Here is a 26,776-nt window from a genome sequence, read left to right as displayed (position 1 = left end):
GTCCAGCCATGATCTTGGACTCAGTACAGAAACGCGTGACCGCCGTCGCCGGTGCCGCCGCGCTCCTCCTCACCCTCGCCGCCTGCACCGGTGGCGGCGCCGCGACCTCGAGCAGCACCCCCGTGGACGGCGGGACCCTGGTCTACGCGTCCGGCGACGCCGAACCCACCTGCCTCGACCCGCACGTCGGCGGCAACTACCCGCAGGCCCTGCTCTCGAGCCAGTACATCGAGGAGCTCACCGCGCTCGACGACGGCAAGCCCGTCCCGGCGCTCGCCGAGTCCTGGAAGACGAGCGACGACGGCAAGGCGCTGACGTTCACGCTCCGCGACGACGTCACCTTCACCGACGGCACCCCCTTCGACGCGGCAGCGGTCGTCGCGAACATCGAGCACGTGCAGGACCCGACCACGGCCTCCAGCACGGGCTACCTCGCCCTGCAGTCGATCACGAAGGCGACCGCCACCGACGACCACACCGTCACGCTCACGCTGAGCCGCCCGGACAGCGCACTGCTCGAGTCGTTCTCGCAGCCGTGGGTCGGCATGGAGTCCCCGAAGGCGCTGCAGCGCTCGCAGGCGGTCAACTGCGAGTCCCCCGTCGGCACCGGCCCGTTCCGGGTCACCGGCTGGAAGCACGGCGACCGGGTCACCCTGGCGAAGAACGCGGACTACACGCCCCTCGGCAAGCAGGCCGGCGGCACCACGAAGCCCCACCTCGCCGGCATCACCTGGCGCTTCCTGCCGGACTCGACCTCGCGGTACGCCGCGCTGCAGTCCGGGCAGGTCGACGTCATCGACAACGCCCAGCCCGACCAGCTCAAGGCCGCCTCGTCGAAGGGCGCGATCCGCGACCTCGACGCGCCGCGTCCCGGGGCGTCGAACCGCCTCGAGCTGAACTCCGGCCACGGCGTGTTCCGTGACGAAGCGGTCCGCAAGGCGTTCATCGCCGGCGCCGAGGTCGACCCGGGCATCGAGTCGCTGTTCCTCGGCACCGCGAAGCGCTCCTACTCGGTGCTCTCCAGCGTCGAGCCGTACGGCTTCTCGGACAAGAGCCTGTTCGAGTACTCGCCGAAGCAGGCGAAGCAGCTCCTCGACGACGCCGGCTGGAAGGTCGGCAGCGACGGCATCCGCGAGAAGGACGGCCAGCAGCTGACCGTGACGTTCCCGGTGTCGACGAACCAGTCGGTGCCCGCCGAGCGCAGCCTGTTCCAGCAGATCCAGGCGTCCGAGCAGGCCGTCGGGTTCAAGGTCGTCCTCAAGGAGCTCGACCTGTCCAGCTGGTACGCCGCCCTCGCCGCGAACCAGTACGACGTCGTGAGCGCCCCGTACACGAAGGTCGGCGCGGACGTCCTGCGGATCCTGTACGACAGCGCGAGCATCACACCTGCCCCGTCCGGGTACTTCGCGAACCTCGCGCAGCTCGACGACCCGAAGCTGGACGACCTGCTCCAGCAGGCGGCGCAGACCTCGGACACCTCCGAGCGCGGCGACCTGTACGAGCAGGCGCAGAAGCTGATCCTGTCGAGCGGCACGGTGCTGCCGCTGTACGACCAGCAGAACCACTTCCTGATCCGCTCGGCCGTGCACGGCGTGCAGACGACCGCGGTCTCCACGCCGTGGTTCGGCACGGCGTGGATCGACCGCTGAGACGGTGCCCGACAGGACGACCGCTGACGCGGTGACGGACGGGAGGCCCGGCACGCGTCCACCACGTCGGCTGCGGCCGGGTGCCGGCTCGGCCGCAGGGCGGTGGTCGCGCTGGGCACTCCGGCGTGCGCTCGGCGGTGTCGGGGTGCTGTGGGCGGTCGCGACGATCGTGTTCGTCGCGATCCGGCTGATCCCGGGCGACCCGGCGCTGGCGATCCTCGGTGGCCCGGGGTCGCAGGCGTCGGCCGAGGCGGTGGCGAAGGTGCGCCAGGAGTACGGGCTCGACCGGCCGGTGCTCGTGCAGTACGCCGTGTTCCTCGGACGCCTGGCGACCGGGCACCTCGGCGACTCCTACGCGTTCCGGACCCCGGTGTCGACGCTCCTCGCGCAGCAGCTCCCCGTGACGCTGACGCTCGCGGTCCTCGGGCTCGTCGTCGCCTGGGTCCTCGCGATCGTCGCCGCGTGGTGGTCGACGCAGCGCGGTCGGTTCGCCGCCGCCCTGACGGGCGCGATCTCCGTGACGGCGAGCGTCACCCCGCACTTCTGGCTCGGCAGCGTCCTCATCGTCGTGTTCGCCAGCGGCCTCGGCTGGGTCCCCGCGGTGAGCGACGGCACCGCCCGGGGCTGGGTCCTGCCGGTGCTGACGGTCGCGGTGCCGGTCGCCGGGTACCTCGCCGAGACCGTCCGCGACGGCGTGGTGGACGCCCAACGGTCGGCGTTCGCGCTCGCCGCCCGGAGCCGCGGCGAGACCCGGGCCGGACTCTTCGGCCGACACCTGCTGCGCCACGCCGCCCTGCCCGGGATCGCCCTGTCCGCGTGGGCGTTCGGGTCGCTCGTGTCCGGGGCCGTCGTCGTCGAGTCGGTCTTCGCGCTCCCCGGCATCGGGCGTGCGCTCGTGACCGCGGTGACGCAGCGGGACATGCCGCTCGTCGCCGGGATCGCGCTCGTGTCGGCAGCGGCGTACGTGGTCGTGCTGGCGGTCGCCGACCTCGTCGAGCGCGCGGTCGACCCGCGCGCAGGCGACGGGGCCCGCAGGGACGGCGCCGAGCGCACGGGCGGCGCCCCGCGCCCGGCACGGCCCGAGGCGGAGGCACGATGAGCGGCATCGCCGACCCGCGCCTCCAGGCCGGCGCCCAGCGCGACGCACCCGCCGACCGGTCCGAGCGATTCCGTGGGGGGACGCTCGGCCCGGCCGGCACAGTGGCGGCCGCGGTGGTGGCCCTGGCGGTCGTCGCCGCGGCGTGGCCGGCCCTGCTCGGCGGCGGCGATCCGCTCGCCGTGCACCCGTCAGAGGCTCTGCTCGCCCCGGGTGCCGGACACCTGTTCGGCACCGACGAGTCCGGCCGGGACGTCCTCGCCCGGGTCGTCGCCGGCACCCGGGCCTCGCTCGTGGTGGGCGTCGTCGCGACCCTCGTCGGCGGCGGGATCGGCATCGTGCTCGGCGTCGTCGCAGGACTCGGCGGCCGGTTCGTCGACGCCGTCGTGGGCCGCATCACCGAGGTCGCGTTCGCGCTCCCCCTGCTCCTCGTCGCGCTGGTCGTCATCGCCGTGACCGGTCCCGGGCCCGTTCCGGCGATGCTCGCCGTCGGGTTCGCGACGGCACCCGGGTACGCCCGCATCGTGCGCGGACTCGTCCGGAGCGCCCGGCAGTCGCAGGTCGTCGAGACCGCCGTCGTGCTGGGCCGCTCCCCCGCGACGATCGTCGTCCGGCACGTCCTGCCCGCGGCGCTCTGGCCCGTCGTCGCCGTCGGCACGCTCGGCGTCGGGCAGGCGATCGTGTGGGCCTCCGCACTCAGCTACCTCGGCGTCGGCACACCGCCCCCAGCACCGGAGTGGGGCGCGATGCTCGCCGACGGGCGCACCTACCTGCAGACCGCCCCGTGGATGAGCACCTTCCCCGGCCTCGCGATCGTGGTCCTCGCGACCGCCGTGACCGTGCTCGGCCGGGCGATCCGGCGGACGGGAGCCCTCCGATGACCGTCCTCGACATCTCCGGCCTGTCCGTCGCCATCGGCGGCGCGACGATCGTCCACGGCGTCGCCCTCCAGGTCGACGCCGGTGAGTGCGTCGCCCTCGTCGGAGCCTCCGGGTCCGGCAAGACCGTCACCGCCCGCGCCGCGCTCGGCCTGTCCGCACCGGGGTCCTCGGTGCGCGTCGACCGGCTCGGCGTCGCCGGACTCGACGTCCGGGCCTTCTCCGAGCGGCGGTGGCGCAGCGTCCGCGGATCGCGGGTCGGCTACGTCGGCCAGGAGGCGCTGGGCGCCTTGGACCCGCTCCGCCCGGTCGGGCGCGAGGTCGCGGATGCCCTCCGCCTCCACACCCACATGACCGCCGCCGCCCGCGTCGACGCGGTCCGCCAGGCGCTGTCGGCCGTCGGACTCGACCCGGCGATGGCCACGGACGGGCGGCTCGCCGGCACCCTGTCGGGCGGGATGCGGCAGCGGGCGCTCATCGCGGCGGCCACGGTGGCGTCGCCCGCGCTGGTCGTCGCCGACGAACCGACGACGGCGCTCGACGCCGGGGTCGCCGTCACCGTGATGGAGCAGCTCCGGGCCGCGCAGGAACACGATGCCGGCCTCCTCGTGATCACGCACGACCTCGGGCTCGTCGCGGGGTGGGCGGACCGGGTCGTGGTCATGCACGAGGGGCGCGTCGTCGAGGAGGGGCCCGTGGCGTCGGTGTTCGCGGCGCCGCAGCACGGGGCGACGCGGGCGCTGGTGCGGGCTGCGTCCGGGTCCGGGTCGCACGGTGCCGGGTCCGGGTCCGGGTCCGGGTCGCACGGTGCCGGGTCCGGGTCCGGGTCCGGGTCGCACGGCGCCTGGTCGCACGGTGCCGGTTCCGTCACCCCGTGCGCGGTTGACCGCTGCGTGCCGGGCCGTGACGGCGCACCAGGCGGACAAGCCGTCACGGAGTCCGCAACCCCGCACGGTGCGCAGCCGGCCGTGCTCGCCGCGGAGGGACTCTCGCGCGCGTTCGCGGGCGTCCCGGCGGTCGAGGACGTGTCGTTCTCGCTCGAGCGTGGCCGCGTCCTCGGGGTGATCGGGGCGTCGGGGTCCGGCAAGACGACCCTCGCGCGGATGCTCCTCGGCCTCGAGGCCCCGGGCGCCGGCACCGTCACGCTCGACGGCGAACCCTGGGCACCGCTCGACGAACGCGACCGTCGTCTCCGTCGGCACCGGCTCGCGGCGGTCGTGCAGGACCCGGGTGCGACGTTCGACGAGCGGTGGACCGTCGAACGGGTGCTCGCGGACGCGTTCACCCGGGGCGCCGAGCGCACCGCCCGCGGCGAGCTCGGTGACCGCGTCGACGCCGCCCTCGCGCAGGTCGGGCTCGGCCGGGAGCTCCGGCGACGCTCCCCGCTGACGCTCTCCGGCGGACAGCGGCAACGGCTCGCGATCGCCCGGGCGCTGGCGACCGCGCCCGAGGTGATCGTCCTCGACGAACCCGTCACCGCACTCGACGCCACGGTGCAGGACGCCGTGCTCACGCTGCTCGAGGGACTGCGGGACAGCACCGGCGTGGCGATGGTCTTCGTGTCGCACGACCTCCGGGCCGTCCGCCGGATGGCCGACGACGTGCTCGTCGTGCACGAGGGACGCGTGGTCGAGCGGGGGACGGCGGCCGCCGTGTTCGAGCGCCCCGCACACCCGGTGACTGCCCGGCTGCTGCACGCCGCCGAACGGCTCGCCGCGGGTCCCCCGCCGACCGCCGGCGCCGCGTAGCCGGCGGCACCCGAGTCTCGCGCTGAGCGACAGTTCACGGGCCCACGAGCCCACGACGTGTCGCTCAGCGCGAGACTCGCCCGACGGTGGCCACCGCGCGACTACGAGCCGGCGGGCTCCTTCGGGGCATCACCCGAGATGATCGGGATCTCGCTCGTCGAGAAGTCCTTCGCCCAGTCCGACTGCGCGAGCTCCGACGTCGGGTCGTTGTAGTCCTCGATGACCCCGGCGACCTCGTCCTCGGAGCCGACCGTCGGCCCGGACCCCATGAGCGGCGTCGAGGCGGTCTCCTTCGTGAAGAACACGGCGACGAGCCCGATCAGCGCGGCCGCCATCAGGTAGAACGCGGGGATGTCCTCGGCCCAGCCGAAGCCGGCGTCCTTGGCACCCGCGATGAGGGCCTGCGTCGCGAGCGGGGTGGTCCCGCCGAAGAGCGACACCGACACGTTGAACGCGATGGCGAGTGCGCCGTAGCGGATGATCGTCGGGAAGAGCGCCGGCAGGGTCGACGGCATGGTCGAGGTGAATGTCACCAGGACGAGGCCGAGGATGAGCAGGCCGACGAACACGCCCACCCCGGTGCCGCTCTGGACGAGCTTGAGCGCCGGCCAGGACAGCACCAGGAAGCCGATGCAGCCCGTGGCGAGGACGGGACGACGCCCGAACTTGTCGGACAGGCGTCCACCGAACGTGATGACGACCATCATGAGCAGCATCACGACCACGATGAGGATGAGGCCGAAGGTGGCGTCCTGCCCGAGGTTCTGCTCGAGGTAGGTCGGCATGTACGACAGGAGCATGTAGTCGGTCACGTTGAACACGAGGACCAGGCCGATGCAGATGAGGAGCGAGCGCCAGTTCTCGGCGAACAGCTTGAGGAACGGCGTCTTCTGCGACTCGCGCTCGGCGGCCTGCTCCTGCTGCTTCTGGAAGGCCGGGGTCTCCTCGAGCTTCAGCCGGAGGTAGAGCCCGATGAGGCCGAGCGGACCGGCGACGATGAACGGGATCCGCCAGCCCCAGCTGAGCAGGGCGTCCTCGGACAGGCCGAACTGCAGGCCGGTGACGATCGAGGCGCCGAGCACGTACCCGGCGAGCGTGCCGAACTCCAGCCACGAGCCCATGAACCCGCGGCGCTTGTCCGGGGAGTACTCGGCGATGAACGTCGCGGCACCGCCGTACTCACCACCGGTCGAGAAGCCCTGCACGAAGCGGGCGACGAGGAGCAGCACCGGCGCCCAGAACCCGATCGTGTCGTACGACGGGATGAGACCGATCATGAGCGTGCCCGCGGCCATCAGGATCATCGTCAGCGCGAGGACCTTCTGCCGCCCGATCCGGTCGCCGATCGGGCCGAACACGGCGCCGCCGATCGGGCGCACGATGAACGCCGCGGCGAAGAAGCCGAACGTGGCCACGAGGTTCGAGGTGGGGTCACCGGCGGGCAGGAACACCTTCGAGATCGTGACCGTGAGGTACGCGAAGATGCCGAAGTCGAACCACTCCATCGCGTTGCCGAGTGCAGCGGCGGCCACGGCGCGCTTCAGCAGCGACTCCTCGACGACGGTGACGTCGTCCTCGGTCAGCTTGCGGCGCGCGCGCTTGGCGGCACCCTTCGTGCGGACGGGACGCGCGTGCGTTCCCTGGGGGTCGTTCGTCGGCAATTCGTCCTCCGGTAGTGCTGAGTCTTTCCTTCGGGCATCCGACGGGACGGCGACGCTGCAGCTCGCGAGCACAGGGCCGCCCGCCGAACAAACTCCGAGAGCCTATCAGATCGGAGCGCTCCACGGAATATCAGGTGTGATGCAACCGGTTGCACGGCCCCTCCCGCTCCGGCTCCGCTTCCGGGTAGCCTTGGAGTACACCGTGCAGCGCGCACGGACATTCAGGCACCTCATCACGGACTCGGTGCCGCACACAGCGAAAGGCGCAGCCATGACGAAGCCCATGCCCGAGAAGCCCACCGTGGACGGTCTCGAAGACGTCTGGGGCCCCGTCTGGGAGCAGGACGGCACCTACCGGTTCGACCGCGACGCCGCCGGTGACCGCAGCGCCGTCTACTCGATCGACACCCCGCCGCCGACCGCCTCCGGTTCGCTGCACATCGGTCACGTGTTCTCCTACACGCACACCGACCTCAAGGCCCGCTACGAGCGCATGCGCGGCAAGCACGTCTTCTACCCGATGGGCTGGGACGACAACGGTCTCCCCACCGAGCGCCGCGTGCAGAACTACTACGGCGTCCGCTGCGACCCGCAGCTCCCCTACGACGGCACGTTCGTCCCGCCGTTCGAGGGCGGCGACAACAAGTCGTCGAAGGCCGCCGACCAGATCCCGGTGTCGCGCCGCAACTTCATCGAGCTGTGCGAACGCCTGACGGTGCAGGACGAGCAGCAGTTCGAGCACCTGTTCCGGACCCTCGGCCTGTCGGTGGACTGGACGCAGTCGTACCGCACGATCGACGACACCTCGCGGGCGAGCGCCCAGCGTGCGTTCCTCCGCAACCTCGAGCGCGGCGAGGCCTACCAGGCCGACGCCCCGACGCTCTGGGACGTCACCTTCCGCACGGCGGTCGCGCAGGCCGAGCTCGAGGACAAGGAGATGCCGGGCGCGTACCACGGCATCGCCTTCCACAAGACGGACGGCACGGGTGAGGTCGTCATCCAGACCACCCGCCCCGAGCTCCTCCCCGCATGCGTCGCCCTCGTCGCGCACCCGGACGACGAGCGGTTCCAGGACCTCTTCGGCACGACCGTCCGCTCCCCCCTGTTCGACGTCGAGGTCCCGGTGCTCGCGCACCACCTCGCGCAGAAGGACAAGGGCGCGGGCATCGCGATGGTCTGCACCTTCGGCGACACCACCGACGTCGTGTGGTGGCGCGAGCTGCAGCTGCCGAACCGGGCGATCATCGGCTTCGACGGCCGGGTCCGCTCGGACGAGCCGGCCTGGATCGAGTCCGACGGCGGCAAGGCGCTCTACGCCGAGATGGCCGGGAAGACCGTGTTCTCGGCGAAGAAGGTCGTCGTGGACGCCCTCACCGAGTCCGGCGACCTGGTCGGCGACGTGAAGACGATCAACCACCCGGTGAAGTTCTTCGAGAAGGGCGACAAGCCGCTCGAGATCGTCTCCACCCGCCAGTGGTACATCGTGAACGGCGCCCGCGACGAGCAGCTGAAGGACACGCTCCGGAAGCGTGGCGACGAGATCGCCTTCCACCCGGACTTCATGCGCGTCCGGTACGACAACTGGGTCGGTGGCCTCTCCGGCGACTGGCTCATCTCCCGCCAGCGCTTCTTCGGTGTGCCGCTGCCGGTCTGGTACCCGCTCGACGCCGACGGCAACCCGGTGTTCGACCAGCCGATCGTCCCGACCGAGGCGCAGCTGCCCGTCGACCCGGCGTCCGAGCCGGCTCCCGGCTACACGGAGGACCAGCGCGGCGTGCCCGGCGGCTTCCAGGGCGAGCTCGACGTCATGGACACCTGGGCGACCTCGTCGCTGACCCCGCAGCTCGCGGGCAAGTGGGAGACCGACCCGGCGCTCTACGACCTCGTGTACCCGTACGACGTCCGTCCGCAGGCGCAGGACATCATCCGCACCTGGCTGTTCACGACGGTGCTCCGCAGCCAGCTCGAGGCCGACACGGTGCCGTGGAAGCACGCGTCGATCTCCGGCTTCATCGTCGACCCCGACCGCAAGAAGATGTCGAAGTCGAAGGGCAACGTCGTCACGCCGCTGTCGATCCTCGAGCAGCACGGCGCCGACGCGGTCCGCTACTGGGCGGCCTCGTCGAAGCTCGGCACCGACGCGGCGTTCGACCCGCAGAACCCGAAGCAGATCAAGGTCGGCCGTCGTCTGGCGATCAAGGTCCTGAACGCGGCGAAGTTCGTCTACGGCTTCCCGCTGCCCGAGGGCGCCACGAGCGTCACCGAACCGCTCGACGTCGACGTGCTCGCCGAGCTCGGCTCCGTCATCGAGCAGGCCACCACGGCCTTCGACTCGTTCGACCACGCCCGCGCCCTCGAGGTCACCGAGCGCTTCTTCTGGACCTTCTGCGACGACTACCTCGAGCTCGTGAAGGAGCGTGCCTACGGCACCGCGACCGACTCGACGCACGAGACGCAGGCGAGCGCGGTCCTCGCGCTCCGCGCCGCCATCGACGCGCTGCTGCGTCTCCTCGCCCCGTTCCTGCCGTTCGCGACGGAGGAAGTGTGGGCCTGGACCCACGACACCAGCGTGCACCGCGCCTCCTGGCCGACCGTGGCCGAGCTGCCCACCCAGGCCGAGCCGACGGGGCTCCTCGCCGCCGTCGGGCAGGCCCTGATCGGCATCCGCGGCGCGAAGACGGCCGCGAAGGCGTCCCAGAAGACGCCCGTGACGCGCGCCGTCGTCGCGGCCCCGGCCGAGACCCGGGCGCTCATCGAGCGCGCGGCGGTCGACCTGGCCGCCGTCGGCCGGATCGAGAACCTGTCGTTCGCCGAGGGCGACGAGCTCGCGGTCACCGAGATCGAGCTGGCCGAACTGCCCGCGTAGGTCGCGGCCGGCAGACGCAGGACGACACGAGACCGGAGGCACGGATGCAGTTGGGCAGGCGCTGGAACGTGGGTGCGGAGGCACCCGGGGAGCTCCCCGAGGCGGTGGTCGTCGCCGTGCACGAGATCGAGGCCGAGCTGACGTCGGAGTCCGTCGACACGACGGGGTGGGGCTGGACCCTGACCTACCTCGAGGGCAAGCCGATGGTGGCGCTCGACGACGGCACATCGATCCACCTCGACGACGCCGGACACGCGCAGGTCACGAACCCGGACGATGCGGGCGAGGAGGACTGAGCCGAGGTCCGGCTTCGTCCACTGAGCAGAGAACGTCGAGTGCATCCGATGCACTCGACGTTCTCTGCTCAGTCGTCCCCCGCCCGGTCGGACGGGTTCCGGACTACTTCGCGAGCCAGCCCAGCAGGACCTCGTTCACCTCGGCGGTGTGCGTGGTGAGCAGGCCGTGCGGCGCGCCCTCGATCTCGACGTACTCCGCGGCCGGCAGGGCCTTGGTGAAGCGTCGGCCGGTGGCGTCGATCGGCAGGATGTTGTCCGCCGTGCCGTGCACGATGAGCGCCGGGACGGTGACCTTCGGGATGTCCTGACGGAAGTCGGTCGGCCAGGTCAGGGGCGCTGCGGCGGACGCGATCGAGCCGGAGCCGGCGGCGATGTTCCAGGCGTTGCGGACGGCTTCCTCGGAGATGCGCGAACCGAGGTTCTCCGACAGGTTGAAGAAGTCCTGGTAGAAGTTCGTGAAGTACGCGTAACGGTCCTTCTCGACGTCGGCGGCGACCCCTTCGAAGAAGGACATCGGCGCGGCGCCGTCCGGGTTGTCGTCGGTGATCGCGAGGTACGGCTCGAGCGAGGCGAGGAACGCGACCTTGGCGATCCGGTCCTGGCCGTGACGGCCGATGTAGCGGGCGATCTCGCCGGTGCCCATCGAGAAGCCGACGAGGATCACGTCGTGCAGGTCGAGCGTCTCGAGCACGGTGTGCAGGTCGTCCGCGAAGGTGTCGTAGTCGTACCCGGTGGAGGGCTGCGAGGACTGACCGAACCCGCGGCGGTCGTACGTGATCACGCGGTAGCCGGCCTTGAGGAGCTCCGGGGTCTGCCCCTCCCACGAGTTGCCGTCGAGCGGGAAGCCGTGGATCAGCACGATCGGCTGGCCCGTTCCCTTGTCCTCGTAGTGGAGCTCGATGTCGACGCTGTTCTCGGTCCCGACGGTGATTGCACCCATGATCGTTCCTTCGTTGAGAGCGGCCCTGCGGCCGTTCGACCTGGCGGAGAACGAGCGTTCTCTGCCGATGTCGTCTACACTAGAGAACGTTCGTTCCCCGCGCAAGTCGGGAACGGTGAACACGCAACGAACGAGGGACGCACCATGGCCACCAGCACCGTCGAGCCCGACATCCGGGCACACATCCTGGACGTCGCCGACCAGCTCTTCTACGCGCGCGGCATCCAGTCCGTCGGCATGGACGAGATCCGCACCGGCGCCGGCGTCTCGCTGAAGAAGCTCTACGCCGCGTTCCCGGGCAAGGAGCAGCTCATCGCCGCGGTCCTCAGCGGACGACACGACGTGTGGGAACGCGGCGTGCACGGCGCGGTCGACGCCGCCGCGACCCCGCGCGAGAAGCTCCTGGCGATGTACGACTTCCTCGAGTCCTGGTTCGGCGACGACACGTTCCGCGGCTGCGGGTTCATCAACGCGTTCGGCGAGCTCGGGGCCACCTCCCCCGCGGTCGCCGAGATCGCACGCGAGCACAAGGAGTCGTTCCAGCAGTTCGTGCAGCAGCTCACCGCCGATGCGGTCGCCGACCCCGACCGAGCCGAGGAGCTCGCCGCGCAGCTCGCGCTCCTCGCCGAGGGCGCACAGACCACGGCGGCCATCTCCGGCACGACGGCACCCGCGGCACACGCCCGGCGAGCGGCCGAGACGCTCATCGACGCGGCCACGCGCTGACGCGACGGCGTCTCGCCCTGGTCGCGACCCACTGACGGCCTGGAGGCGCGGATCGGCGCCGCCCCGCGCCTCCAGTCCGTCCCGTGGCAGCGCCACGTCCGTAGGGTGGTGTGATGGCAACCCCGTTCGACGAACCGAGCACCCTTCCCTACGCCCTCCCACCCTTCCGCGAGGTGCGCCTCGAGCACTACCGGCCGGCGTTCGACGCCGGCATGGCCGAGCAGCGCGCCGAGGTCGAGGCGATCGCCGCCTCCGACGAGACGCCGACCTTCGAGAACACCCTGGTGGCGCTCGAGCGGAGCGGGCAGCTGCTCGCCCGCGTCAGTCACGTCTTCTTCACCCTGTCGTCGGCGGACTCGACGCCGGAGCTGCACGACCTCGAGGCCGAGGTCTCCCCGCTCCTCGCCGCGCACCGTGACGCGATCACCCTCGACTCCCGCCTGTACGACCGCATCGCCACCGTGCGCTCCACGCTGGACGAGCGCACCGACGGGGCTGCCCTCTCCGACGAGGACCGCCGCCTGGTCGAGCGCACGTACACCGAGATGACGCTGGCGGGCGCCGGCCTCGACGACGCGGGCAAGGAACGGCTCACCGCGATCAACCAGGAGCTCTCCACACTCACCACCACCTTCGAGCGCAACCTGCTCGAAGACACCAACGACCTCGCCGTGCACGTCACCGCCGAGGACGAGCTCGCCGGCCTCGACGACGGCGCGAAGTCCGCCGCCGCCGGAGCCGCCGCCGACCGCGGACTCGACGGCTGGCTCATCACCCTGCCGCTCTACACCGGGCACCCGTGGTTGGCGTCGCTGACGAACCGCGACCTCCGCGAGCGCATCATGCGCGCGTCGCTGTCCCGCGGCCGCCGCGGCAACGAGCACGACAACCGCGAGGTCCTGCTCCGCATCGTGCGGCTCCGTGCCGAGCGCGCCGAACTCCTCGGTTTCCCGAACCACGCCGCCGTCGTCACCGCCGACGAGACCGCGAAGACGCCCGAGGCGGTCGACGGACTGCTGTCGTCCCTCGTACCGGCCGCCGCTGCCAACGCCGACGACGAGCGCGCCGTCCGCTCCCGCGTCGTCGGCTTCGACGTCGAGGCGTGGGACTGGGCGTTCGCGACCGAGATCCTCCGCGGTGAGCAGTTCGCCGCCGACAGCTCCGCGCTGCGCCCGTACTTCGAAGCGGACCGGGTCCTGCACGACGGCGTCTTCCACGCCGCCGCGGAACTGTACGGCCTCAGCTTCACCGAACGCGACGACCTGCACGGGTACAACGACGAGGTCCGCGTCTTCGAGGTCACCTCGGAGGACGGGGAACCGGTCGGCCTCTACCTCCTCGACCTGTACACGCGGGACGGCAAGCGGGGCGGCGCGTGGATGAACCCCGTCGTCGAACAGTCCGCCCTGTTCGGCACGCTGCCCGTCGTCGTGAACAACCTCAACGTCGCGAAGCCCGCCGCCGGGTCACCGACGCTCCTCATCCAGGACGAGGTCGAGACGCTCTTCCACGAGTTCGGGCACGCGCTGCACGGCCTCATCGCCCGCACCACGTACCCGCGGTTCTCCGGCACCAACGTCGAGCGCGACTTCGTCGAGTTCCCGTCGCAGGTGAACGAGATGTGGGTGTCGTGGCCGTCCGTCCTGGCGAACTACGCCAAGCACCACGAGACCGGCGAGCCGCTGCCACCGGAGCTCGTCCTCGGCCTGAGCGACTCCGCCGGGTTCAACGAGGGCTTCTCGACGACCGAGTACCTCGCCGCGGCCCTGCTCGACCAGGCGTGGCACCGGCTGTCGGCGGCCGATGCGGCAGCGGTGACGTCCGTCGAGGACTTCGAGCGTTCTGCACTGGAGGCCGCAGGCATCGCCGTGCAGGCCGTCCCACCCCGCTACTCGTCGACGTACTTCGCCCACACGTTCTCGGGCGGGTACGACGCCGGGTACTACGGCTACATCTGGTCCGAGGTGCTCGACGCCGACACCGTGGAGTGGTTCCGCGACAACGGCGGACTGTCCCGCTCGGCCGGAGCGCGGTTCGCGTCACGGTTGCTCGGTGTCGGCGGGGCGAAGGACCCCCTCGAGGCGTACCGCGACTTCCGCGGGCGCGACGCCGAGGTCGGCCCGCTGCTGCGGCGCCGCGGGCTGGAGTAGGCGGCGGGCGCCGGCGCCCGCGGCGGCGCCGGGGCGGCCGCCGCCGGGGACGGTTGTTCGCAAAACACCGGTGTTCGTCTTCTGCGCCGCGCAATGTCGTGGCGCGGCCGACGAACACCGGTGTTTTGTGGGCCCTACCGCGACTACGCCGACTTCTCGACGCGCTTCGCCCGCGGCCGCGGCACGATCGTCGGCGCCGCGTTCTCGAGCACCGACTCGCGTGTGATGACGACCCGTGCGACGTCGTCGTCCGAGGGGACGTCGAACATCACCGGCCCGAGCACCTCTTCGAGGATGGCCCGGAGCCCACGGGCACCGGTCTGACGCAACACCGCGAGGTCCGCGATGGCCTCGAGCGCACCACGATCGAACTCGAGCTCGACCCCGTCGATCTGGAACATCCGCTGGTACTGCTTCACCAGCGCGTTCTTCGGCTCGGTCAGGATCCGCATGAGCGCCGACTGGTCGAGCTGCGACACCGTGGTCACGACGGGCAGACGACCGATGAACTCGGGGATGAGGCCGAACTTGTGGAGGTCTTCGGGCAGGACGTCGGCGTAGAGGTCCTGCTGGTCGAGGGGGCTGTGCAGCGGGGCACCGAAGCCGATGCCGCGCTTGCCGACCCGCGAGGACACGATGTCCTCGAGCCCGGCGAACGCCCCCGCCACGATGAACAGCACGTTCGTCGTGTCGATCTGGATGAACTCCTGGTGCGGGTGCTTCCGACCGCCCTGCGGCGGAACCGAGGCGACCGTGCCCTCGAGGATCTTGAGCAGCGCCTGCTGCACGCCCTCGCCGGAGACGTCGCGCGTGATCGACGGGTTCTCGGCCTTGCGGGCGATCTTGTCGACCTCGTCGATGTAGATGATGCCCGTCTCGGCGCGCTTCACGTCGTAGTCGGCCGCCTGGATGAGCTTGAGGAGGATGTTCTCGACGTCCTCGCCGACGTAGCCGGCCTCGGTCAGCGCGGTGGCGTCCGCGACGGCGAACGGCACGTTGAGCCGCTTGGCGAGGGTCTGCGCGAGGTACGTCTTGCCGCAGCCGGTCGGGCCGATGAGCAGGATGTTCGACTTCGCGATCTCGACGTCGTCGCGGTCCTCGGCGGCGGTGATCTGCCCCTGCGCCCGGATGCGCTTGTAGTGGTTGTAGACGGCGACGGCCAGGGAGCGCTTCGCCGGGTCCTGCCCGATGACGTACTCCTGCAGGAAGTCGAAGATCTCGCGGGGCTTGGGGAGCTCGAAGTCACCGCTGGCGGTGTCCTCGCCGGCTTCGGCCAGTCGCTCTTCGATGATCTCGTTGCACAGCTCGACGCATTCGTCGCAGATGTACACGCCGGGACCGGCGATGAGCTGCTGGACCTGCTTCTGGCTCTTGCCGCAGAAGGAGCACTTCAGCAGGTCGGCGCTCTCTCCGATGCGTGCCATGTCGGTGCCCTCCCTGGTTGACCGATGCAGACCTGATCGCCTGCCCGATGGTGCAGGCCGACGACCTGCCCGACTGTGGACGAGCCTAATCGCAACCGGCGACACCGGCTGCGACGCCGAGCCGGATTCGGCGACCGCGTTCGCCCAGGGCGTTCGATCCTGCTACCGTGATCACGACTTCTCTACAACTTGTAGAACTCCATCCCGGAAGGACCCCCATGCCCAAGCGTCTCGTCGTCGTCGGCACCGCGACCCTCGGCGTCACCGCTGCCATCGTCCTCGGCACCGCGGGGATGGCGAGCGCGCACGTCTCCGCGACCGCGACCTCGACCGCCGCGGACTCGTACACGACGGCCACCTTCTCGCTGCCGCACGGCTGCGACGGCTCCCCCACGACGAAGATCGAGTTCCAGGTGCCGGAGTCGATCATCGAGGTCACGCCGACGGTGAACCCGAACTGGACCATCTCGAAGGCGACCGCGAAGTACACCAGCCCGTCCGCGTCGGCCGACGACGAGTCCCCCGAGGACGCCGGCGAGCGCGTCACGAGCGTCACCTACACCGCGAAGACCCCGCTGCCGGCCGACGAGCGCGACACGTTCTCGCTGTCGTTCTCCCTGCCGGACGGCAAGCCCGGTGACCTCGTCGAGTTCCCCGCGCTGCAGACCTGCGAGAAGGGTTCCGTCGAGTGGAACCAGGAGCAGAAGGCCGGCGAAGCGGAGCCCGAGCACCCGGCGCCCTCCATCACGCTGACCGCCGCCGAGGCGATGGACGACGACGGCGACCCGATCGCCGCGACCCCGACGGCCGAGGCCGCCAGCAGCACCAGCACCCCGAGCGACCCCGACCTCGTCGGACGCTTCCTCGGCCTCGGCGGCCTGGTGCTCGGTGCTGTCGCGCTCGTCGTCGCCGTCGCGAACACGCGTCGTCGGAGCACGTCCAAGTGACCCTTCGCGTCGAGCGTCGTGCACACGGCCGGTCGCGGACCTGGAGGCTCGTGGCCGGGTCCGCCGCGGCCGTCGCGATCGCGGGCGGTGCGGTCCTCGGGCTCGCCGGTCCCGCCAGCGCGCACAACTACATGATCGCCTCGACGCCGAAGGTCGACGGCACCCTCACCGAGCTGCCGAAGTCGTTCGAGATCACGACGAACGACAAGCTCCTCGACATCGGCGGCAGCGACTCCGGGTTCGCCTACCGGATCGTCGGCCCGGACGGGAAGTACTACGAGGACGGCTGCCTGGCGGTCGACGGCCCGTCGATGACCACGAAGGCCGCGCTCGGCGACTCCGGCAAGTACACCGTCGAGTGGCAGATCATCTCCGCCGACGGCCACACGGTGTCCGACGAGTACTCGTTCACGTGGGACGCCCCCGCCGGGTTCCGGCCCGCGACCGGACAGACCAAGCCGCCGACCTGCGCGACGGACGAGGGCAACGCTGACGGGAGCGCCAGCGCGACCACGGGCACAGCCTCGGGCGAGACGGACTCGACGACTTCCGACGCGATCTGGATCGGCGCCGGCGGCATCGTCGTGGTCGGCGTGGTCGTCGCCGTCCTGCTCCTCCTCCGCCGCCGTCCCGCACCCGCGCAGGACGACACCGACGAGGACTGAGCACCCCGCGGGGCCGCCCGCCGGACCCGGAGTACGACGAAGGCCCCGCACCATCGGTGCGGGGCCTTCGTCGTACTGGCTGTCGTTACTTGACGAGCGCCGGCAGGTTCTTGCGGCTCGTGAGGACCTGGTCGATCAGGCCGTACTCGAGCGCCTCTTCGGCGGACATGATCTTGTCGCGCTCGATGTCGTTGTTCACCTGCGCCGGCGTGCGGTTCGAGTGCTTCGACAGGGTCTCCTCGAGCCAGGTGCGCATGCGGAGGATCTCCGCCGCCTGGATCTCGATGTCGGAGGCCTGACCGCCACCCTGCTGGACAGCAGGCTGGTGGATGAGCACACGGGCGTTCGGCAGGGCCAGACGCTTGCCGGGGGTGCCGGCAGCGAGGAGCACCGACGCGGCCGAAGCGGCCTGGCCGAGGCACACCGTCTGGATCTGCGGACGGATGTACTGCATCGTGTCGTAGATCGCCGTCATCGCGGTGAACGAGCCACCGGGCGAGTTGATGTACATCACGATGTCGCGGTCCGGGTCCATCGACTCGAGGACGAGCAGCTGGGCCATGACGTCGTCGGCCGACGCGTCGTCGACCTGGACGCCGAGGAACACGATGCGGTCCTCGAAGAGCTTCGCGTACGGGTCCTGCCGCTTGTAGCCGTAGGCCGTGCGCTCTTCGAAGCTCGGCAGGATGTACCGATCAGTGGGGGCCGGGACGTTCTGCGCGCCACCGAGCATGGGGAGATGCATTCTCGTTTCCTTTTCTTCGGTGGGGGTCAGGACTGGGCGTCGGGCTCGGCGGCGTCGGTCTGGGTCTCGCCGTCGCCGACGGTTCCACCGCCACCGATGACCTCGGTCGAGGACGCGCGGAGGTGGTCGACGAAGCCGTACTCGAGGGCTTCCTGCGCGGTGAACCAGTTGTCGCGGTCGTTGTCCTTGAGGACCTGCTCGATCGTCTTGCCGGTCTGCTCCGCAGTGAGCTCCGCCATCCGCTGCTTCATGTCGAGGATGACCTTCGCCTGCGTCTGGATGTCGGCAGCGGTGCCGCCGAAGCCACCGGACGGCTGGTGCAGCAGCACCCGCGCGTTCGGCGTGATGTAGCGCTTGCCCGGCGTGCCCGACGAGAGCAGGAACTGCCCCATCGAGGCGGCGAGGCCGATGCCCACCGTGACGATGTCGTTCGGCACGAACTGCATCGTGTCGTAGATCGCCATGCCGGCGGTGATCGAACCACCGGGCGAGTTGATGTAGAGGTAGATGTCCTTCTCAGGGTCCTCGGCGGCGAGCATCAGCAGCTTGGCTGCGATCTCGTTCGAGTTGTCGTCGCGGACCTCGGAGCCGAGCCACACGATCCGGTCTCTCAGAAGGCGGTCAAAAACACTGGGGTTCAGTGTTGCTTCGGCCATGGAAAAGCTCCCGTTCAGTTGTCGCTTGATGTCGAACTTATCGGGTGCAACGCACCACTTCTCGTCTGTTCGCCGACAGCAATGCAGCCGGCCCCGAAACGGACTGGAGGCGCGGTGCCAGCTGGCACCGCGCCTCCAGTCAGAAGGTGGTCGCGACTACTCCGCGTCCTCCGACGGGGTCTGCGCGACGCCCGCCGTGAAGGCGGACAGGTCGACGTCGTCGCCGTTGGTGTCCTTGACGGTCACCTTGGCGAGGACGGTCGCGACCGCCTTCGAGCGGGCGACCTCGCCGACCATGCCGGGGATCTGACCGTTCTGGTCGATCACCTTGATGAACTCGCCCGGCTCCATGCCGTACTGCGCAGCAGCCTGGATGAGGTACTGGGTGAGCTCTTCCTGCGAGACCTGGATCTCTTCCTTCTCGGCGATCGAGTCGAGGAGGATCTGCGAGCGGAAGGCCTTCTCGCTGGACTCGGAGACCTCCTTGCGGTGCTCGTCGTCCTCGAGACGGTTCTCCTGCTCGAGGTGACGGTGCACCTCGTCCTCGATGAGCTTCTCCGAGATCGGGATGTTGACGTCCTCGATGAGCTTCTCGACGAGCTTGTCGCGAGCCGCGGCGCCCTGACCGAAGGTCTTGGACTTCGCGATCTGCTCCTTGAGGTCCGCCTTCAGCTCGTCGATCGTGTCGAACTGGCTGGCGATCTGCGCGAACTCGTCGTCGGCCTCGGGGAGCTCGCGCTCCTTGACGGCGGTGACGGTCACGGCGATCTGAGCGGTCTCGCCCTCGCGGTCGCCACCGACGAGCTTCGACTCGAAGGTGGTGGACTCGCCAGCGGTGAGGGACTCGAGCGCCTCGTCGATGCCCTCGAGCAGGTCGCCCGAGCCGATCTCGTAGGAGACACCGGTGGCCGAGTCGACCTCGTCGTCACCGATGGTGGCGGTGAGGTCGATCTGGGCGAAGTCACCCGTGGTCGCCGGACGGTCGACCGTCACGAGGGTGCCGAAGCGGGTGCGCAGGTTCTGCAGCTCCTCCTCGATCTCCTCGTCCGACACCTCGACGGCGTCGACGGTCAGCTCGTACTTGTCGTACTCCGGCAGATCGAACTCCGGACGCACGTCCACCTCGAAGGTGAGGACGAGGTCGCCGGTGAAGTCCTTGACGTTCGGGAGCTCGGAGACGTCGGCCTCGGCGCGACCGAGGATGCGCAGCTCCTGCTCCTCCACCGCCTGGCGGTAGAAGTTGTCGATCGCGTCGCCGACGGCGTGGTTCAGGACCTCGCCGCGGCCGACACGCTGGTCGACGATCGCCGGCGGGACCTTGCCCTTGCGGAAGCCGGGGATGTTGATCTGCTCGGCGATGTGCTTGTACGCGTGGTCGATGCTCGGCTTGAGATCTTCCGGCGTCACGTTCACGGTGAGCTTGACGCGGGTGTCGCTCACCTTGTCGACGGTGCTGGTGGCCAAGGGATGTTCTCCTGTTGGTTGACGTTCGTGTGGTCGGTGCTTCTCGAAGACCTGGTCGGGGCGACAGGATTTGAACCTGCGACCTCCCGCTCCCAAAGCGGGCGCTCTACCAAGCTGAGCTACGCCCCGTTTGACTGGGCCAGGGTGCGCGCGCACGCCGAAGCGGCGCGTGCGACGCCGACGAGTCTAGCGGTCCCCCGGTGCTCGGTTCCCGGGAGCTTCCCCGTCGTCCTCCGCCGCGTGTCGGAGACCCTGCCGCCACTGCACGCCGACGACGACCTGCACGCCGAGCGCGGCCACCCCGAGCACGATGCCGGCGACGATCCGCCACACGTGCAGGAGTGCGTGCGCGGGCTGCCCCTGGGGATCCCCGAACAGCTCCGGCCGCAGCGAGAACACCACCGCCGCGAGGAGCACCAGCACGTACGAGAGGACCCGCGACCGCCGGATCGTCCGCTCGGCGGAACCGTCCGGCTTCGGGATGACGCGCCCTGGCATGTCACTGCTCGTTCGTCCGCTACGATGATCTGGCTGCGCCTGGTGCGCAGGCGCGGGGATGTAGCTCAATGGTAGAGCCCCAGTCTTCCAAACTGGCCACGCGGGTTCGATTCCCGTCATCCCCTCTGTATGGGTAGGCGCTTCGCGCGAGGTCGTCAGTCTTCTGCACCGAGGCCGCTGGGCGGCGGCGTTTTGTGGCGAGACTCCGCGCCGCGGACAGTCCGCGCGGAGGGACGGACGCAGGGTGTCCGTCGCGCCGAGTCTCGGCGACGGCCAGTGCGGTCGGGCCGCACCACAGCGTGACACCACCGCCACGTGGCGGGGATCTCCACGTGGAACGGCAACGGCCCGCCAGCAGGACGCTGACGGGCCTGGGTCACGGACCGGTCGTCACCAGATGGTGCCGGCACCGAGGAACACGCTGAGGAAGGCGATCCCTCCGAGGATGAGACCGGTGAGGGCCATCCCGAAGCCGACTCCGACCCGGCGGGCACGGACGATCCCGGTGATGCCGAAGATGATCGCGAGGATGTTCGGGATGCCACCGAGGAACAGCCCGATGAAGAAGGGGATGCCGGTGAACAGGAATCCGGCGATGCCGAGGATCAGCGCGGCGACGGCGAGACCGTTGCCCTGACGCTGCTGCACGAGGTAGGGCTGAACGGGAACCTGCGGGGCGTGAAGATCACTCATACTTCGACTGTAGGAGAACACACAGGCGGCATACAGCCCCCGTCCGGGGGCGCCGGGGTAGGCCGCCTTCGAGCAACGTCAGGACGGCGTGGTCTCAGCAGCCAGGGCAGACGACGGACTGACTGCGATCATCCCGTCTGCCGCAGCGAGGAGAGTCGGGTCCGCGGTGACGAGGGCGTCGGCCTGCAGCATCGCGACGGCGAGGTACTCCGCCGGCCCGATCTCGTCCCAGCCGAGCTCCGTCGCCACCCTCCACGCCGTCGCCCGGGACACCCTGTCCCCGAGAAGCCGGATCCGCAACCCCGCGAGCCCGTCGAGCTGCTGCCGCGCCGCGCGCTCGTCGAGCGCCCCGGACCGGACCTCGCGGTAGATCGCCGCCATCACGTGGGAGCGCAGGACCGCCGGCCCGACCAGCCGGTGTGCGGCGTCGACCACCACCTCGCCGCGGATGATACGCAGCGCGAACGTGGCGTCGATCCCGAACCTCGTCATGTCCGCAGTCTCCTCCGCGGCTCCCGCCTGCGACCGGCTCAGGCGTGAACGGAGCCGCGCGAGTCCGCTTCGATCTCCTGGCGGAGCATGCGGTAGTGGTCCTCCCAGCCAGGAGTCCCCCCACCGGCCGCGTGCAGCGCACTCCGGACGGCACCGATGCCCGCTTCGAGCGCGTGGACTTCGCTCGAGGCATCGACGTTGAGCGAGAAGGTCAGCGTCTTGCTCGCGATGTCCACAGCGAGGTCCTGGTCGAAGACGTCCTCATCGTCGAAGAAGGCGTCTGCCACCGCATCGACATCCGATCGGATCGTCTGGTCATCGGCGTCAGTCGCCTCGCACTCGAGACGAAGGGAGTATGTCGTCATGATGGCCTCCAGTCACCAGCAGTCTAGGCGCGAGCATCGGTGGGCGAGATTGGCGAGGTAGCGACGACTCGAGGGCGTCAGGTGCACCATGTGCAGGTGCATCCCACAGGGGCACAGCCCCTTGTAGTGCTTCTTGCCCTTCACGAATCGCCAGCCACGAGCTTCCGCAGATTGCATGAAGCGCTCGATGTCCTTCTTCGGATGCCGCGGACGTTCCACCATCTCTCACCCCTTCTCGGCTTGTCACCGTAAGGAGCGTTCGGACGTGTTTCGAGGGCGGGCTCAGACATGTGGAGAGCAGGTTGCTCTCCACAAGAGCGTTCCTACGGACCGCCGAGCTCGAGGGTGATCGTCGGGGCATCGCCGAGCTCGACCTGGGCACGTCGACGTTCGGCAGCGCGGAGCGGCACGAGGTACCCGCCGTCCTTCGGGAACAGCGAGGTCGTCCAGGTCACCGCGCCGATCGTCACCCGTGCCGGGATCACACCCCAGCCGTAGGTGAGCATGGGGGCGAGTTCGTGGATGACCTCGGCGGCGTCGGGTGGCACGACCGCGTAGAAGAACGGCGCCGGCCCGCGCCACTCGATCACCTCGCCGCTGAACTCGAGTTCCACGTCGCGATCGTACGACCGGTTTCCCAGTCCGGATCCGCCATCCGGGGAACGGAACCCGGCATCGGACGCGCCCCGCGCCTCCAGGCCGATGCCGAGGAGACGCGGGGCGCGAGCCGCCGCTGCGGACCGGACGTCAGTGGCACGTCGCGGCCTGCCCGTAGAGCACGTTCGTGAACGAGGAGACGTACGCGGACTCGTCGCCTCCCGGCAGGTTGTACGTCATGAAGACGCCGTACCCGTCGGCCTTCGTGCGCTGTGCGAGCGACACCGCGGTGGACTGCGGGGTGTTCTGGATGTCCACTGCCGCGGCGGACAGCTTCGACTCGTCGAGCCCCGGGATCGACGGTGCCGAGTAGGTGCCGTAGTAGGGGTTCCAGGCGTAGTCGAGTTGCGAGCCGATCGTGCTGCTCGACTGCGACAGCGCCGAGGACGCCGGGCCGATGTCGTAGAACGAGATGAGCTTGCCGGGCATGTCGGCGCGCAGGGCGCTGATGAGCCAGCCGATCGACTGCTGGTTCGGCTGCGGCGTGCCGTTCGTGCCGTAGTCGGAGTACTCGTCGTCGAGGTCGACGCCGTCGAGCCCGTACTTCGTCACCGTGGCCGAGACCTGCGCGGCGAAGTCCGCAGCGGCGGCCTGGGTCGGGAAGTTCGCGATCCCGGCGCCCTGGTGGTTGCCGAGGATCGACAGCGACACCTTGATGCCCTTCGCCTGCAGCGGCTTGATCTGCGTGGCGGCGTCGTCGAGCGTCGCCTGCACCTTGTCGTTGTTGTACAGGACGGCCTTGGTGCCGTCCCAGTTGATGTTCGCGGCGAAGATGATCGCCACGTCGAACGCGTTCGCACCGTCGGCCAGCTGGTACCGGCCGACGTTGGCGAGCTCGTCGTTGTTCACCTCGACGTAGGCGATGCTCGTCGGCCCGCTCTTCGCCGGGGCGGTGTGCGGCTGCTTGCCGTGGCCGACGCCGTGGACGGCACCCTTCCCGTGCGCGAGACCGGTGGGTGACGGTGCCGCGGAGGCAGCCGCCGGCACCATGGGCGCTGCGACCATCGCGACGATCGCCACGGCGATCCCGAACTTCATCGACTTCTTCATGACACTCCTCATCGAGTGATGAACCGGCCGGCGGTCGCCGACCGGAGCCGGCGCCGGGACACCCGAAGTCCCGGCGCCGGGGTCTCAGGCGCGCTCGCGCGGGAACCGGAAGGTGCGCACCTCGTAGGCGTCCACCGCGAACGAGGACGCATCGGTGTCGGCCAGCGGCTCCTCGAGCAGCGTGACCTCGGCTGCGGGTCCGAACGGCCCGTCCACCGCGATGCCGCCCGTTCCCCGGCGCCCGACGGGTTCGTAGACGCGGACGACCAGGTCGCCCGACCGGTCGTCGGCGAGCTTGACGCTCGACAGCACGACGTCGCCGGAGACCTGCACCAGCGGGTCGAAGCCGTGCGCTCCGGTGATCGTCCGCGCACCCGCGTTCATCCGTACTCCAGCCGACGTGGCACCGAGCTGGTCGGTGCCGATCACGAGGCCGTACCGGTGCGTCTGCACGCCCTGGTCGGTCTCGGGGTCGGGGAACCGCGGTGCCCGCAGCAGCGAGAGCCGCACCGTGGTGGTGACGTGCCCGTCGACGGCGTCGCGCGTGGTGTCGAAGCCGTGGATCGAGTCGTTCACGAGGGCGACGCCGAAGTCCGGCTCGGACACGAGCACGTAGCGGTGCATCGAGGTCTCGAACTTCGCAGCCTCCCACGACGTGTTCGTGTGCGTCACCCGCTTCTGCGCGCCGAACTGCGTCTCGGCGACGGTGTGCTCGGCGCGGACGTCGAGCGGGAACGCCACCTTGAGGAACTTCTCGGTCTCGTGCCAGTCGGTGGTCTGGTCGAACTCGAGGGTGCGGGAGTCCGGCGCGAGCGTGATCTCCTGCCGGACACTCGAGTCGCCGAACGCCCGCTCGACGATGATGCGCGCGACACCGGTCCGCTCGTCGACGTCCGCCGTCACGCTGGACGCGTCGACGAGGTCCTCGACGCGGTTCCGGTAGTACCGGTCGACGTCCCACGCGTCCCACATGTTCGGGAAGTCCTGGTGCAGCTGGAGCAGGTTCGCGACCTGTCCGGAGGCGATCGCCTCGCGTCCGGTGGTGAGGTCGACGGCGCTGGTGACGAGGCCGCGCGCGTCCACGACGACGCGGACCAGGCCGTTCGTCAGCACGTGGCCGCCGTCCTGCTCGGTGACGGTGACCGCGGTCGGCTCCGGCAGGTCGGTCGCGGGGACGGCGCCCTGCGCGGGTGCGCCGGCCTGGAGGAACGGGGCCGGGTTGACGACGACCGTCCGGTCGCCGGCACCGGCGAGCGCCGACAGCGCCTGCTCGATGATCGTGGTCAGGCTCGCGGCCGTCTCGGCGTACTTCGCGACCGCTTCGCGGTGCACCCAGGCGATCGAGGTGCCCGGCAGGATGTCGTGGAACTGCTGCAGGAGGACCTGCTGCCAGAGGGCGTCGAGCTCGTCGTACGGGTACGTGAAGTCGGTCCGTGCGGCGGCGGTCGTGGCCCACAGCTCGGCCTCGAGGAGGAGCTGCTCGCTCCGGCGGTTGCCCTGCTTCGTGCCGTGCTGGCTCGTGAGGGTGGCCCGGTGCAGCTCGAGGTAGAGCTCCCCCACCCACACCGGCGGGTCGGTCAGCTCGGACTTCGCGCGGTCGAAGAAGGCGTCGGGGTGCTCCCAGCGGACCTTCGCGCTGCCCTCGAGGTCGGCGAGCCGCTCGGCGGTGCCGGTCATCTCGCGGGTGGTGCCGCCACCGCCGTCACCCCAGCCGACGGGTGCGATCGACCCGGTGGCGAGCCGGTTCTCGCGGAACTGCCGGGACGCCTTCGCGACCTCGGAGCCGGAGAGCCGGGAGTTGTACGTGTCCATCGACGGGAAGTGCGAGAACACCCGCGAGCCGTCGATGCCCTCCCAGAGGAAGGTGTGGTGCGGGAACTTGTTCACCTGGTTCCACGAGATCTTCTGCGTGAAGAACCACTCGAACCCCGCGCGGCGCATGAGCTGCGGGAGCGCCGGCGAGTACCCGAAGCTGTCCGGCAGCCAGACGCCCTTGGGCCGGATGCCGAACTCGCGCTCGAAGAACCGCTGGCCCTGCGAGAACTGCCGCACGATGCTCTCGCCGGTCGGCATCACGGTGTCCGACTCGACCCACATGCCGCCGAGCGGCAGGAAGCGCCCGGCCTCGACGGCCGCCTGCACGCGGGCGTACACCTCGGGACGGTGCTCCTTGATCCACGCGTACTGCTGAGCGCTGGACATCCCGTACAGGAAGTCGTCGGTCTGGTCGATGAGCTCGGTCATCGTCGAGGTGGTGCGGGCGACCTTCCGGATCGTCTCGCGCACCGGCCAGAGCCAGGCGGAGTCGATGTGGGCGTGCCCGACGGCGGAGATGGTGTGCGCGGAGGCCTCGGCCGGGGCGGCGAGCACCTCGGCGAGTGCCGCTCGGGCGTCCGCCGCGGTCTCGGGGATGTGCTGCAGGTCGAGGCGGTCGAGGGCGTCGTCGAGGGCCTGCAGGATGCGCATCCGCCGGGGCCCCTCGGGGAGCTCGGCCTGGAGTTCGAGCAGCACGTCGATGTCGAGGGCGAGCTCGTGCACGTCCGACTCGAACACCGCGAGGTCCATCCGGCGGCTCGTGTAGAGGCGCTTCGACGACGAGGTCTGGATGTCGCCCTCGTGCGTGACGAGGAAGGGGTGGTAGTCGAGCAGGACGGGGTTCGACGCGGCCTCGACGAAGAACTCGACGGTCTCGCCGCCCTCGGCCCGCTCGGTGACGAGTACCCACTGGTTCCGGGGGTTGATCGACTTCACCGGGGTGCCGTCGGCGAGGTACACGAGGCCCTCGCACTGGAACCCGGGCATGTTCTTGTCGAAGCCGAGGTCGATCACGGCCTCGACCCGGCGTCCGGCCCAGGCCTCGGGCACGGTCCCGGTGAGCCGGAACCACGTCGTCCCCCACGCCGCGCCCCACGTCGTGCCGACCTCGTACGGCTCGAACGTGAGCGCGAGCCCCTCGGTCGGCGGGATCGGCTCCCCCGGCAGTTCGTGCCAGGCGGTGTCGAGCGGTGTCGCCGTGGCGTGCACGGCGGGCAGGATCCGCTCGTCGAGGACACGTCGTGCGCGGCCGGTGGTGAGGGGGATGTCGTCGTGCATGGTGCCTTCCGGGGGCT

Annotated in this window: 23 protein-coding genes and 2 tRNA genes; 11 read left to right on the top strand and 14 right to left on the bottom strand. The window is 70.3% G+C overall.

Going from position 1 to position 26,776, the window contains the following annotated elements; genetic code table 11:
- Positions 1-8 precede the first annotated feature (8 nt).
- From BLT36_RS08505 to BLT36_RS08490, 4 genes are all read left to right on the top strand, one after another.
- Positions 9-1,649, top strand: a complete 1,641-nt coding sequence (locus BLT36_RS08505; RefSeq protein WP_092093944.1) for an ABC transporter substrate-binding protein — start codon at positions 9-11, stop codon at positions 1,647-1,649.
- A gap of 70 nt (positions 1,650-1,719) precedes the next feature.
- Entirely contained in the window at positions 1,720-2,748 is a 1,029-nt protein-coding gene (locus tag BLT36_RS08500; RefSeq protein WP_302847115.1) for an ABC transporter permease, read from the top strand.
- Positions 2,745-3,626, top strand: coding sequence for an ABC transporter permease (locus tag BLT36_RS08495; RefSeq protein ID WP_092093943.1), 882 nt, complete (start codon positions 2,745-2,747; stop codon positions 3,624-3,626). The genes BLT36_RS08500 and BLT36_RS08495 overlap by 4 nt, the downstream gene beginning before the upstream one ends.
- Positions 3,623-5,371: an ATP-binding cassette domain-containing protein gene (locus BLT36_RS08490; protein ID WP_092093942.1), complete on the top strand. Its 1,749-nt coding sequence runs from the start codon at positions 3,623-3,625 to the stop codon at positions 5,369-5,371. Before BLT36_RS08495 ends, BLT36_RS08490 begins: the two co-directional genes overlap by 4 nt.
- Positions 5,372-5,472: 101 nt before the next feature.
- On the opposite strand, the gene proP is transcribed toward BLT36_RS08490, so the two are convergent.
- Positions 5,473-7,032: a glycine betaine/L-proline transporter ProP gene (proP, locus tag BLT36_RS08485; RefSeq protein WP_217638271.1), complete on the bottom strand. Its 1,560-nt coding sequence runs from the start codon at positions 7,030-7,032 to the stop codon at positions 5,473-5,475.
- Positions 7,033-7,303: 271 nt separating this feature from the next.
- Here proP and valS point away from each other — a divergent pair, with 271 nt between their 5' ends.
- Complete coding sequence (gene valS / locus BLT36_RS08480) at positions 7,304-9,898, top strand: valine--tRNA ligase (RefSeq protein WP_254787448.1); 2,595 nt, start codon at positions 7,304-7,306, stop codon at positions 9,896-9,898.
- Between the two features lie 44 nt (positions 9,899-9,942).
- Complete coding sequence (locus BLT36_RS08475; protein WP_139166408.1) at positions 9,943-10,194, top strand: hypothetical protein; 252 nt, start codon at positions 9,943-9,945, stop codon at positions 10,192-10,194.
- 103 nt (positions 10,195-10,297) lie between these two features.
- Here the strand turns inward: BLT36_RS08475 and BLT36_RS08470 are convergent, their stop codons facing one another.
- On the bottom strand, positions 10,298-11,134 hold the full coding sequence (locus BLT36_RS08470) for an alpha/beta fold hydrolase (protein ID WP_092093939.1): 837 nt from the start codon (positions 11,132-11,134) through the stop codon (positions 10,298-10,300).
- 144 nt (positions 11,135-11,278) lie between these two features.
- Here BLT36_RS08470 and BLT36_RS08465 point away from each other — a divergent pair, with 144 nt between their 5' ends.
- The gene (locus BLT36_RS08465) at positions 11,279-11,860 is read left to right on the top strand and encodes a TetR/AcrR family transcriptional regulator (RefSeq protein WP_092093937.1); all 582 of its coding nucleotides are present in this window, start codon (positions 11,279-11,281) and stop codon (positions 11,858-11,860) included.
- A 113-nt stretch (positions 11,861-11,973) separates the two neighbouring features.
- Positions 11,974-14,010 (top strand): M3 family metallopeptidase, encoded by a 2,037-nt coding sequence (locus BLT36_RS08460; RefSeq protein WP_092093935.1) that lies wholly within the window; start codon positions 11,974-11,976, stop codon positions 14,008-14,010.
- A 143-nt stretch (positions 14,011-14,153) separates the two neighbouring features.
- Here the strand turns inward: BLT36_RS08460 and clpX are convergent, their stop codons facing one another.
- The gene (gene clpX, locus BLT36_RS08455; RefSeq protein WP_092093934.1) at positions 14,154-15,434 is read right to left on the bottom strand and encodes an ATP-dependent Clp protease ATP-binding subunit ClpX; all 1,281 of its coding nucleotides are present in this window, start codon (positions 15,432-15,434) and stop codon (positions 14,154-14,156) included.
- Between the two features lie 218 nt (positions 15,435-15,652).
- Between clpX and BLT36_RS08450 the strand changes: the two genes are divergently transcribed.
- Together BLT36_RS08450 and BLT36_RS08445 are read left to right on the top strand one after the other, a co-directional pair.
- The gene (locus BLT36_RS08450) at positions 15,653-16,381 is read left to right on the top strand and encodes a YcnI family copper-binding membrane protein (RefSeq protein WP_092093932.1); all 729 of its coding nucleotides are present in this window, start codon (positions 15,653-15,655) and stop codon (positions 16,379-16,381) included.
- Entirely contained in the window at positions 16,378-17,046 is a 669-nt protein-coding gene (locus BLT36_RS08445) for a copper resistance CopC family protein (RefSeq protein ID WP_139166407.1), read from the top strand. Before BLT36_RS08450 ends, BLT36_RS08445 begins: the two co-directional genes overlap by 4 nt.
- Positions 17,047-17,131: 85 nt before the next feature.
- Here the strand turns inward: BLT36_RS08445 and BLT36_RS08440 are convergent, their stop codons facing one another.
- The 5 genes from BLT36_RS08440 to BLT36_RS08420 form a co-directional block, all read right to left on the bottom strand.
- Positions 17,132-17,791 carry an ATP-dependent Clp protease proteolytic subunit gene (locus BLT36_RS08440; protein ID WP_092093929.1) on the bottom strand — a complete coding sequence of 220 codons (660 nt, stop codon included), beginning with the start codon at positions 17,789-17,791 and terminating at the stop codon, positions 17,132-17,134.
- A gap of 26 nt (positions 17,792-17,817) precedes the next feature.
- Entirely contained in the window at positions 17,818-18,447 is a 630-nt protein-coding gene (locus BLT36_RS08435) for an ATP-dependent Clp protease proteolytic subunit (protein ID WP_092093927.1), read from the bottom strand.
- A gap of 156 nt (positions 18,448-18,603) precedes the next feature.
- Positions 18,604-19,911, bottom strand: coding sequence for a trigger factor (tig, locus tag BLT36_RS08430; protein ID WP_175529546.1), 1,308 nt, complete (start codon positions 19,909-19,911; stop codon positions 18,604-18,606).
- Between the two features lie 52 nt (positions 19,912-19,963).
- Positions 19,964-20,040: transfer RNA gene (locus tag BLT36_RS08425), tRNA-Pro, on the bottom strand.
- 57 nt (positions 20,041-20,097) lie between these two features.
- Positions 20,098-20,409 carry a hypothetical protein gene (locus tag BLT36_RS08420; protein WP_092093924.1) on the bottom strand — a complete coding sequence of 104 codons (312 nt, stop codon included), beginning with the start codon at positions 20,407-20,409 and terminating at the stop codon, positions 20,098-20,100.
- Between the two features lie 54 nt (positions 20,410-20,463).
- Here BLT36_RS08420 and BLT36_RS08415 point away from each other — a divergent pair.
- A tRNA-Gly gene (locus BLT36_RS08415) sits at positions 20,464-20,534 on the top strand.
- Positions 20,535-20,799: 265 nt separating this feature from the next.
- On the opposite strand, the gene BLT36_RS08410 is transcribed toward BLT36_RS08415, so the two are convergent.
- The 6 genes from BLT36_RS08410 to BLT36_RS08385 form a co-directional block, all read right to left on the bottom strand.
- Positions 20,800-21,102 (bottom strand): DUF4190 domain-containing protein, encoded by a 303-nt coding sequence (locus tag BLT36_RS08410; protein ID WP_092093923.1) that lies wholly within the window; start codon positions 21,100-21,102, stop codon positions 20,800-20,802.
- Positions 21,103-21,180: 78 nt separating this feature from the next.
- The gene (locus tag BLT36_RS08405) at positions 21,181-21,594 is read right to left on the bottom strand and encodes a PIN domain-containing protein (RefSeq protein ID WP_092093921.1); all 414 of its coding nucleotides are present in this window, start codon (positions 21,592-21,594) and stop codon (positions 21,181-21,183) included.
- Positions 21,595-21,632: 38 nt separating this feature from the next.
- Positions 21,633-21,959 (bottom strand): hypothetical protein, encoded by a 327-nt coding sequence (locus BLT36_RS08400; protein ID WP_092093919.1) that lies wholly within the window; start codon positions 21,957-21,959, stop codon positions 21,633-21,635.
- A gap of 323 nt (positions 21,960-22,282) precedes the next feature.
- On the bottom strand, positions 22,283-22,573 hold the full coding sequence (locus BLT36_RS08395; protein WP_092093918.1) for a DUF1905 domain-containing protein: 291 nt from the start codon (positions 22,571-22,573) through the stop codon (positions 22,283-22,285).
- A gap of 133 nt (positions 22,574-22,706) precedes the next feature.
- Complete coding sequence (locus tag BLT36_RS08390; RefSeq protein WP_092093916.1) at positions 22,707-23,666, bottom strand: endo-beta-N-acetylglucosaminidase H; 960 nt, start codon at positions 23,664-23,666, stop codon at positions 22,707-22,709.
- Between the two features lie 84 nt (positions 23,667-23,750).
- A complete protein-coding gene (locus BLT36_RS08385) occupies positions 23,751-26,759 on the bottom strand; it encodes an alpha-mannosidase (RefSeq protein ID WP_092093915.1) in 3,009 nt (1,002 codons plus the stop codon).
- Positions 26,760-26,776: the final 17 nt, after the last annotated feature.

Source organism: Curtobacterium sp. UNCCL20 (assembly GCF_900101675.1).
Taxonomy (GTDB): Bacteria; Actinomycetota; Actinomycetes; order Actinomycetales; family Microbacteriaceae; genus Curtobacterium.
Note: the sequence above shows the minus strand (reverse complement) of the source record. Positions and strands in the feature narration are given on the sequence as shown.

Bases quoted from the DNA above. Each gene is read 5' to 3' on its own strand.
- BLT36_RS08420 (WP_092093924.1), bottom strand. From the start codon at position 20,409: ATGCCAGGGCGCGTCATCCCGAAGCCGGACGGTTCCGCCGAGCGGACG.
- BLT36_RS08460 (WP_092093935.1), top strand. From the start codon at position 11,974: ATGGCAACCCCGTTCGACGAACCGAGCACCCTTCCCTACGCCCTCCCA.
- valS (WP_254787448.1), top strand. From the start codon at position 7,304: ATGACGAAGCCCATGCCCGAGAAGCCCACCGTGGACGGTCTCGAAGAC.
- BLT36_RS08400 (WP_092093919.1), bottom strand. From the start codon at position 21,959: ATGACGACATACTCCCTTCGTCTCGAGTGCGAGGCGACTGACGCCGAT.
- BLT36_RS08410 (WP_092093923.1), bottom strand. From the start codon at position 21,102: ATGAGTGATCTTCACGCCCCGCAGGTTCCCGTTCAGCCCTACCTCGTG.
- BLT36_RS08490 (WP_092093942.1), top strand. From the start codon at position 3,623: ATGACCGTCCTCGACATCTCCGGCCTGTCCGTCGCCATCGGCGGCGCG.
- BLT36_RS08440 (WP_092093929.1), bottom strand. From the start codon at position 17,791: ATGCATCTCCCCATGCTCGGTGGCGCGCAGAACGTCCCGGCCCCCACT.
- BLT36_RS08435 (WP_092093927.1), bottom strand. From the start codon at position 18,447: ATGGCCGAAGCAACACTGAACCCCAGTGTTTTTGACCGCCTTCTGAGA.
- BLT36_RS08470 (WP_092093939.1), bottom strand. From the start codon at position 11,134: ATGGGTGCAATCACCGTCGGGACCGAGAACAGCGTCGACATCGAGCTC.
- BLT36_RS08505 (WP_092093944.1), top strand. From the start codon at position 9: ATGATCTTGGACTCAGTACAGAAACGCGTGACCGCCGTCGCCGGTGCC.
- BLT36_RS08465 (WP_092093937.1), top strand. From the start codon at position 11,279: ATGGCCACCAGCACCGTCGAGCCCGACATCCGGGCACACATCCTGGAC.
- BLT36_RS08390 (WP_092093916.1), bottom strand. From the start codon at position 23,666: ATGAAGAAGTCGATGAAGTTCGGGATCGCCGTGGCGATCGTCGCGATG.
- BLT36_RS08405 (WP_092093921.1), bottom strand. From the start codon at position 21,594: ATGACGAGGTTCGGGATCGACGCCACGTTCGCGCTGCGTATCATCCGC.
- BLT36_RS08450 (WP_092093932.1), top strand. From the start codon at position 15,653: ATGCCCAAGCGTCTCGTCGTCGTCGGCACCGCGACCCTCGGCGTCACC.
- BLT36_RS08475 (WP_139166408.1), top strand. From the start codon at position 9,943: ATGCAGTTGGGCAGGCGCTGGAACGTGGGTGCGGAGGCACCCGGGGAG.
- BLT36_RS08385 (WP_092093915.1), bottom strand. From the start codon at position 26,759: ATGCACGACGACATCCCCCTCACCACCGGCCGCGCACGACGTGTCCTC.
- BLT36_RS08495 (WP_092093943.1), top strand. From the start codon at position 2,745: ATGAGCGGCATCGCCGACCCGCGCCTCCAGGCCGGCGCCCAGCGCGAC.
- clpX (WP_092093934.1), bottom strand. From the start codon at position 15,434: ATGGCACGCATCGGAGAGAGCGCCGACCTGCTGAAGTGCTCCTTCTGC.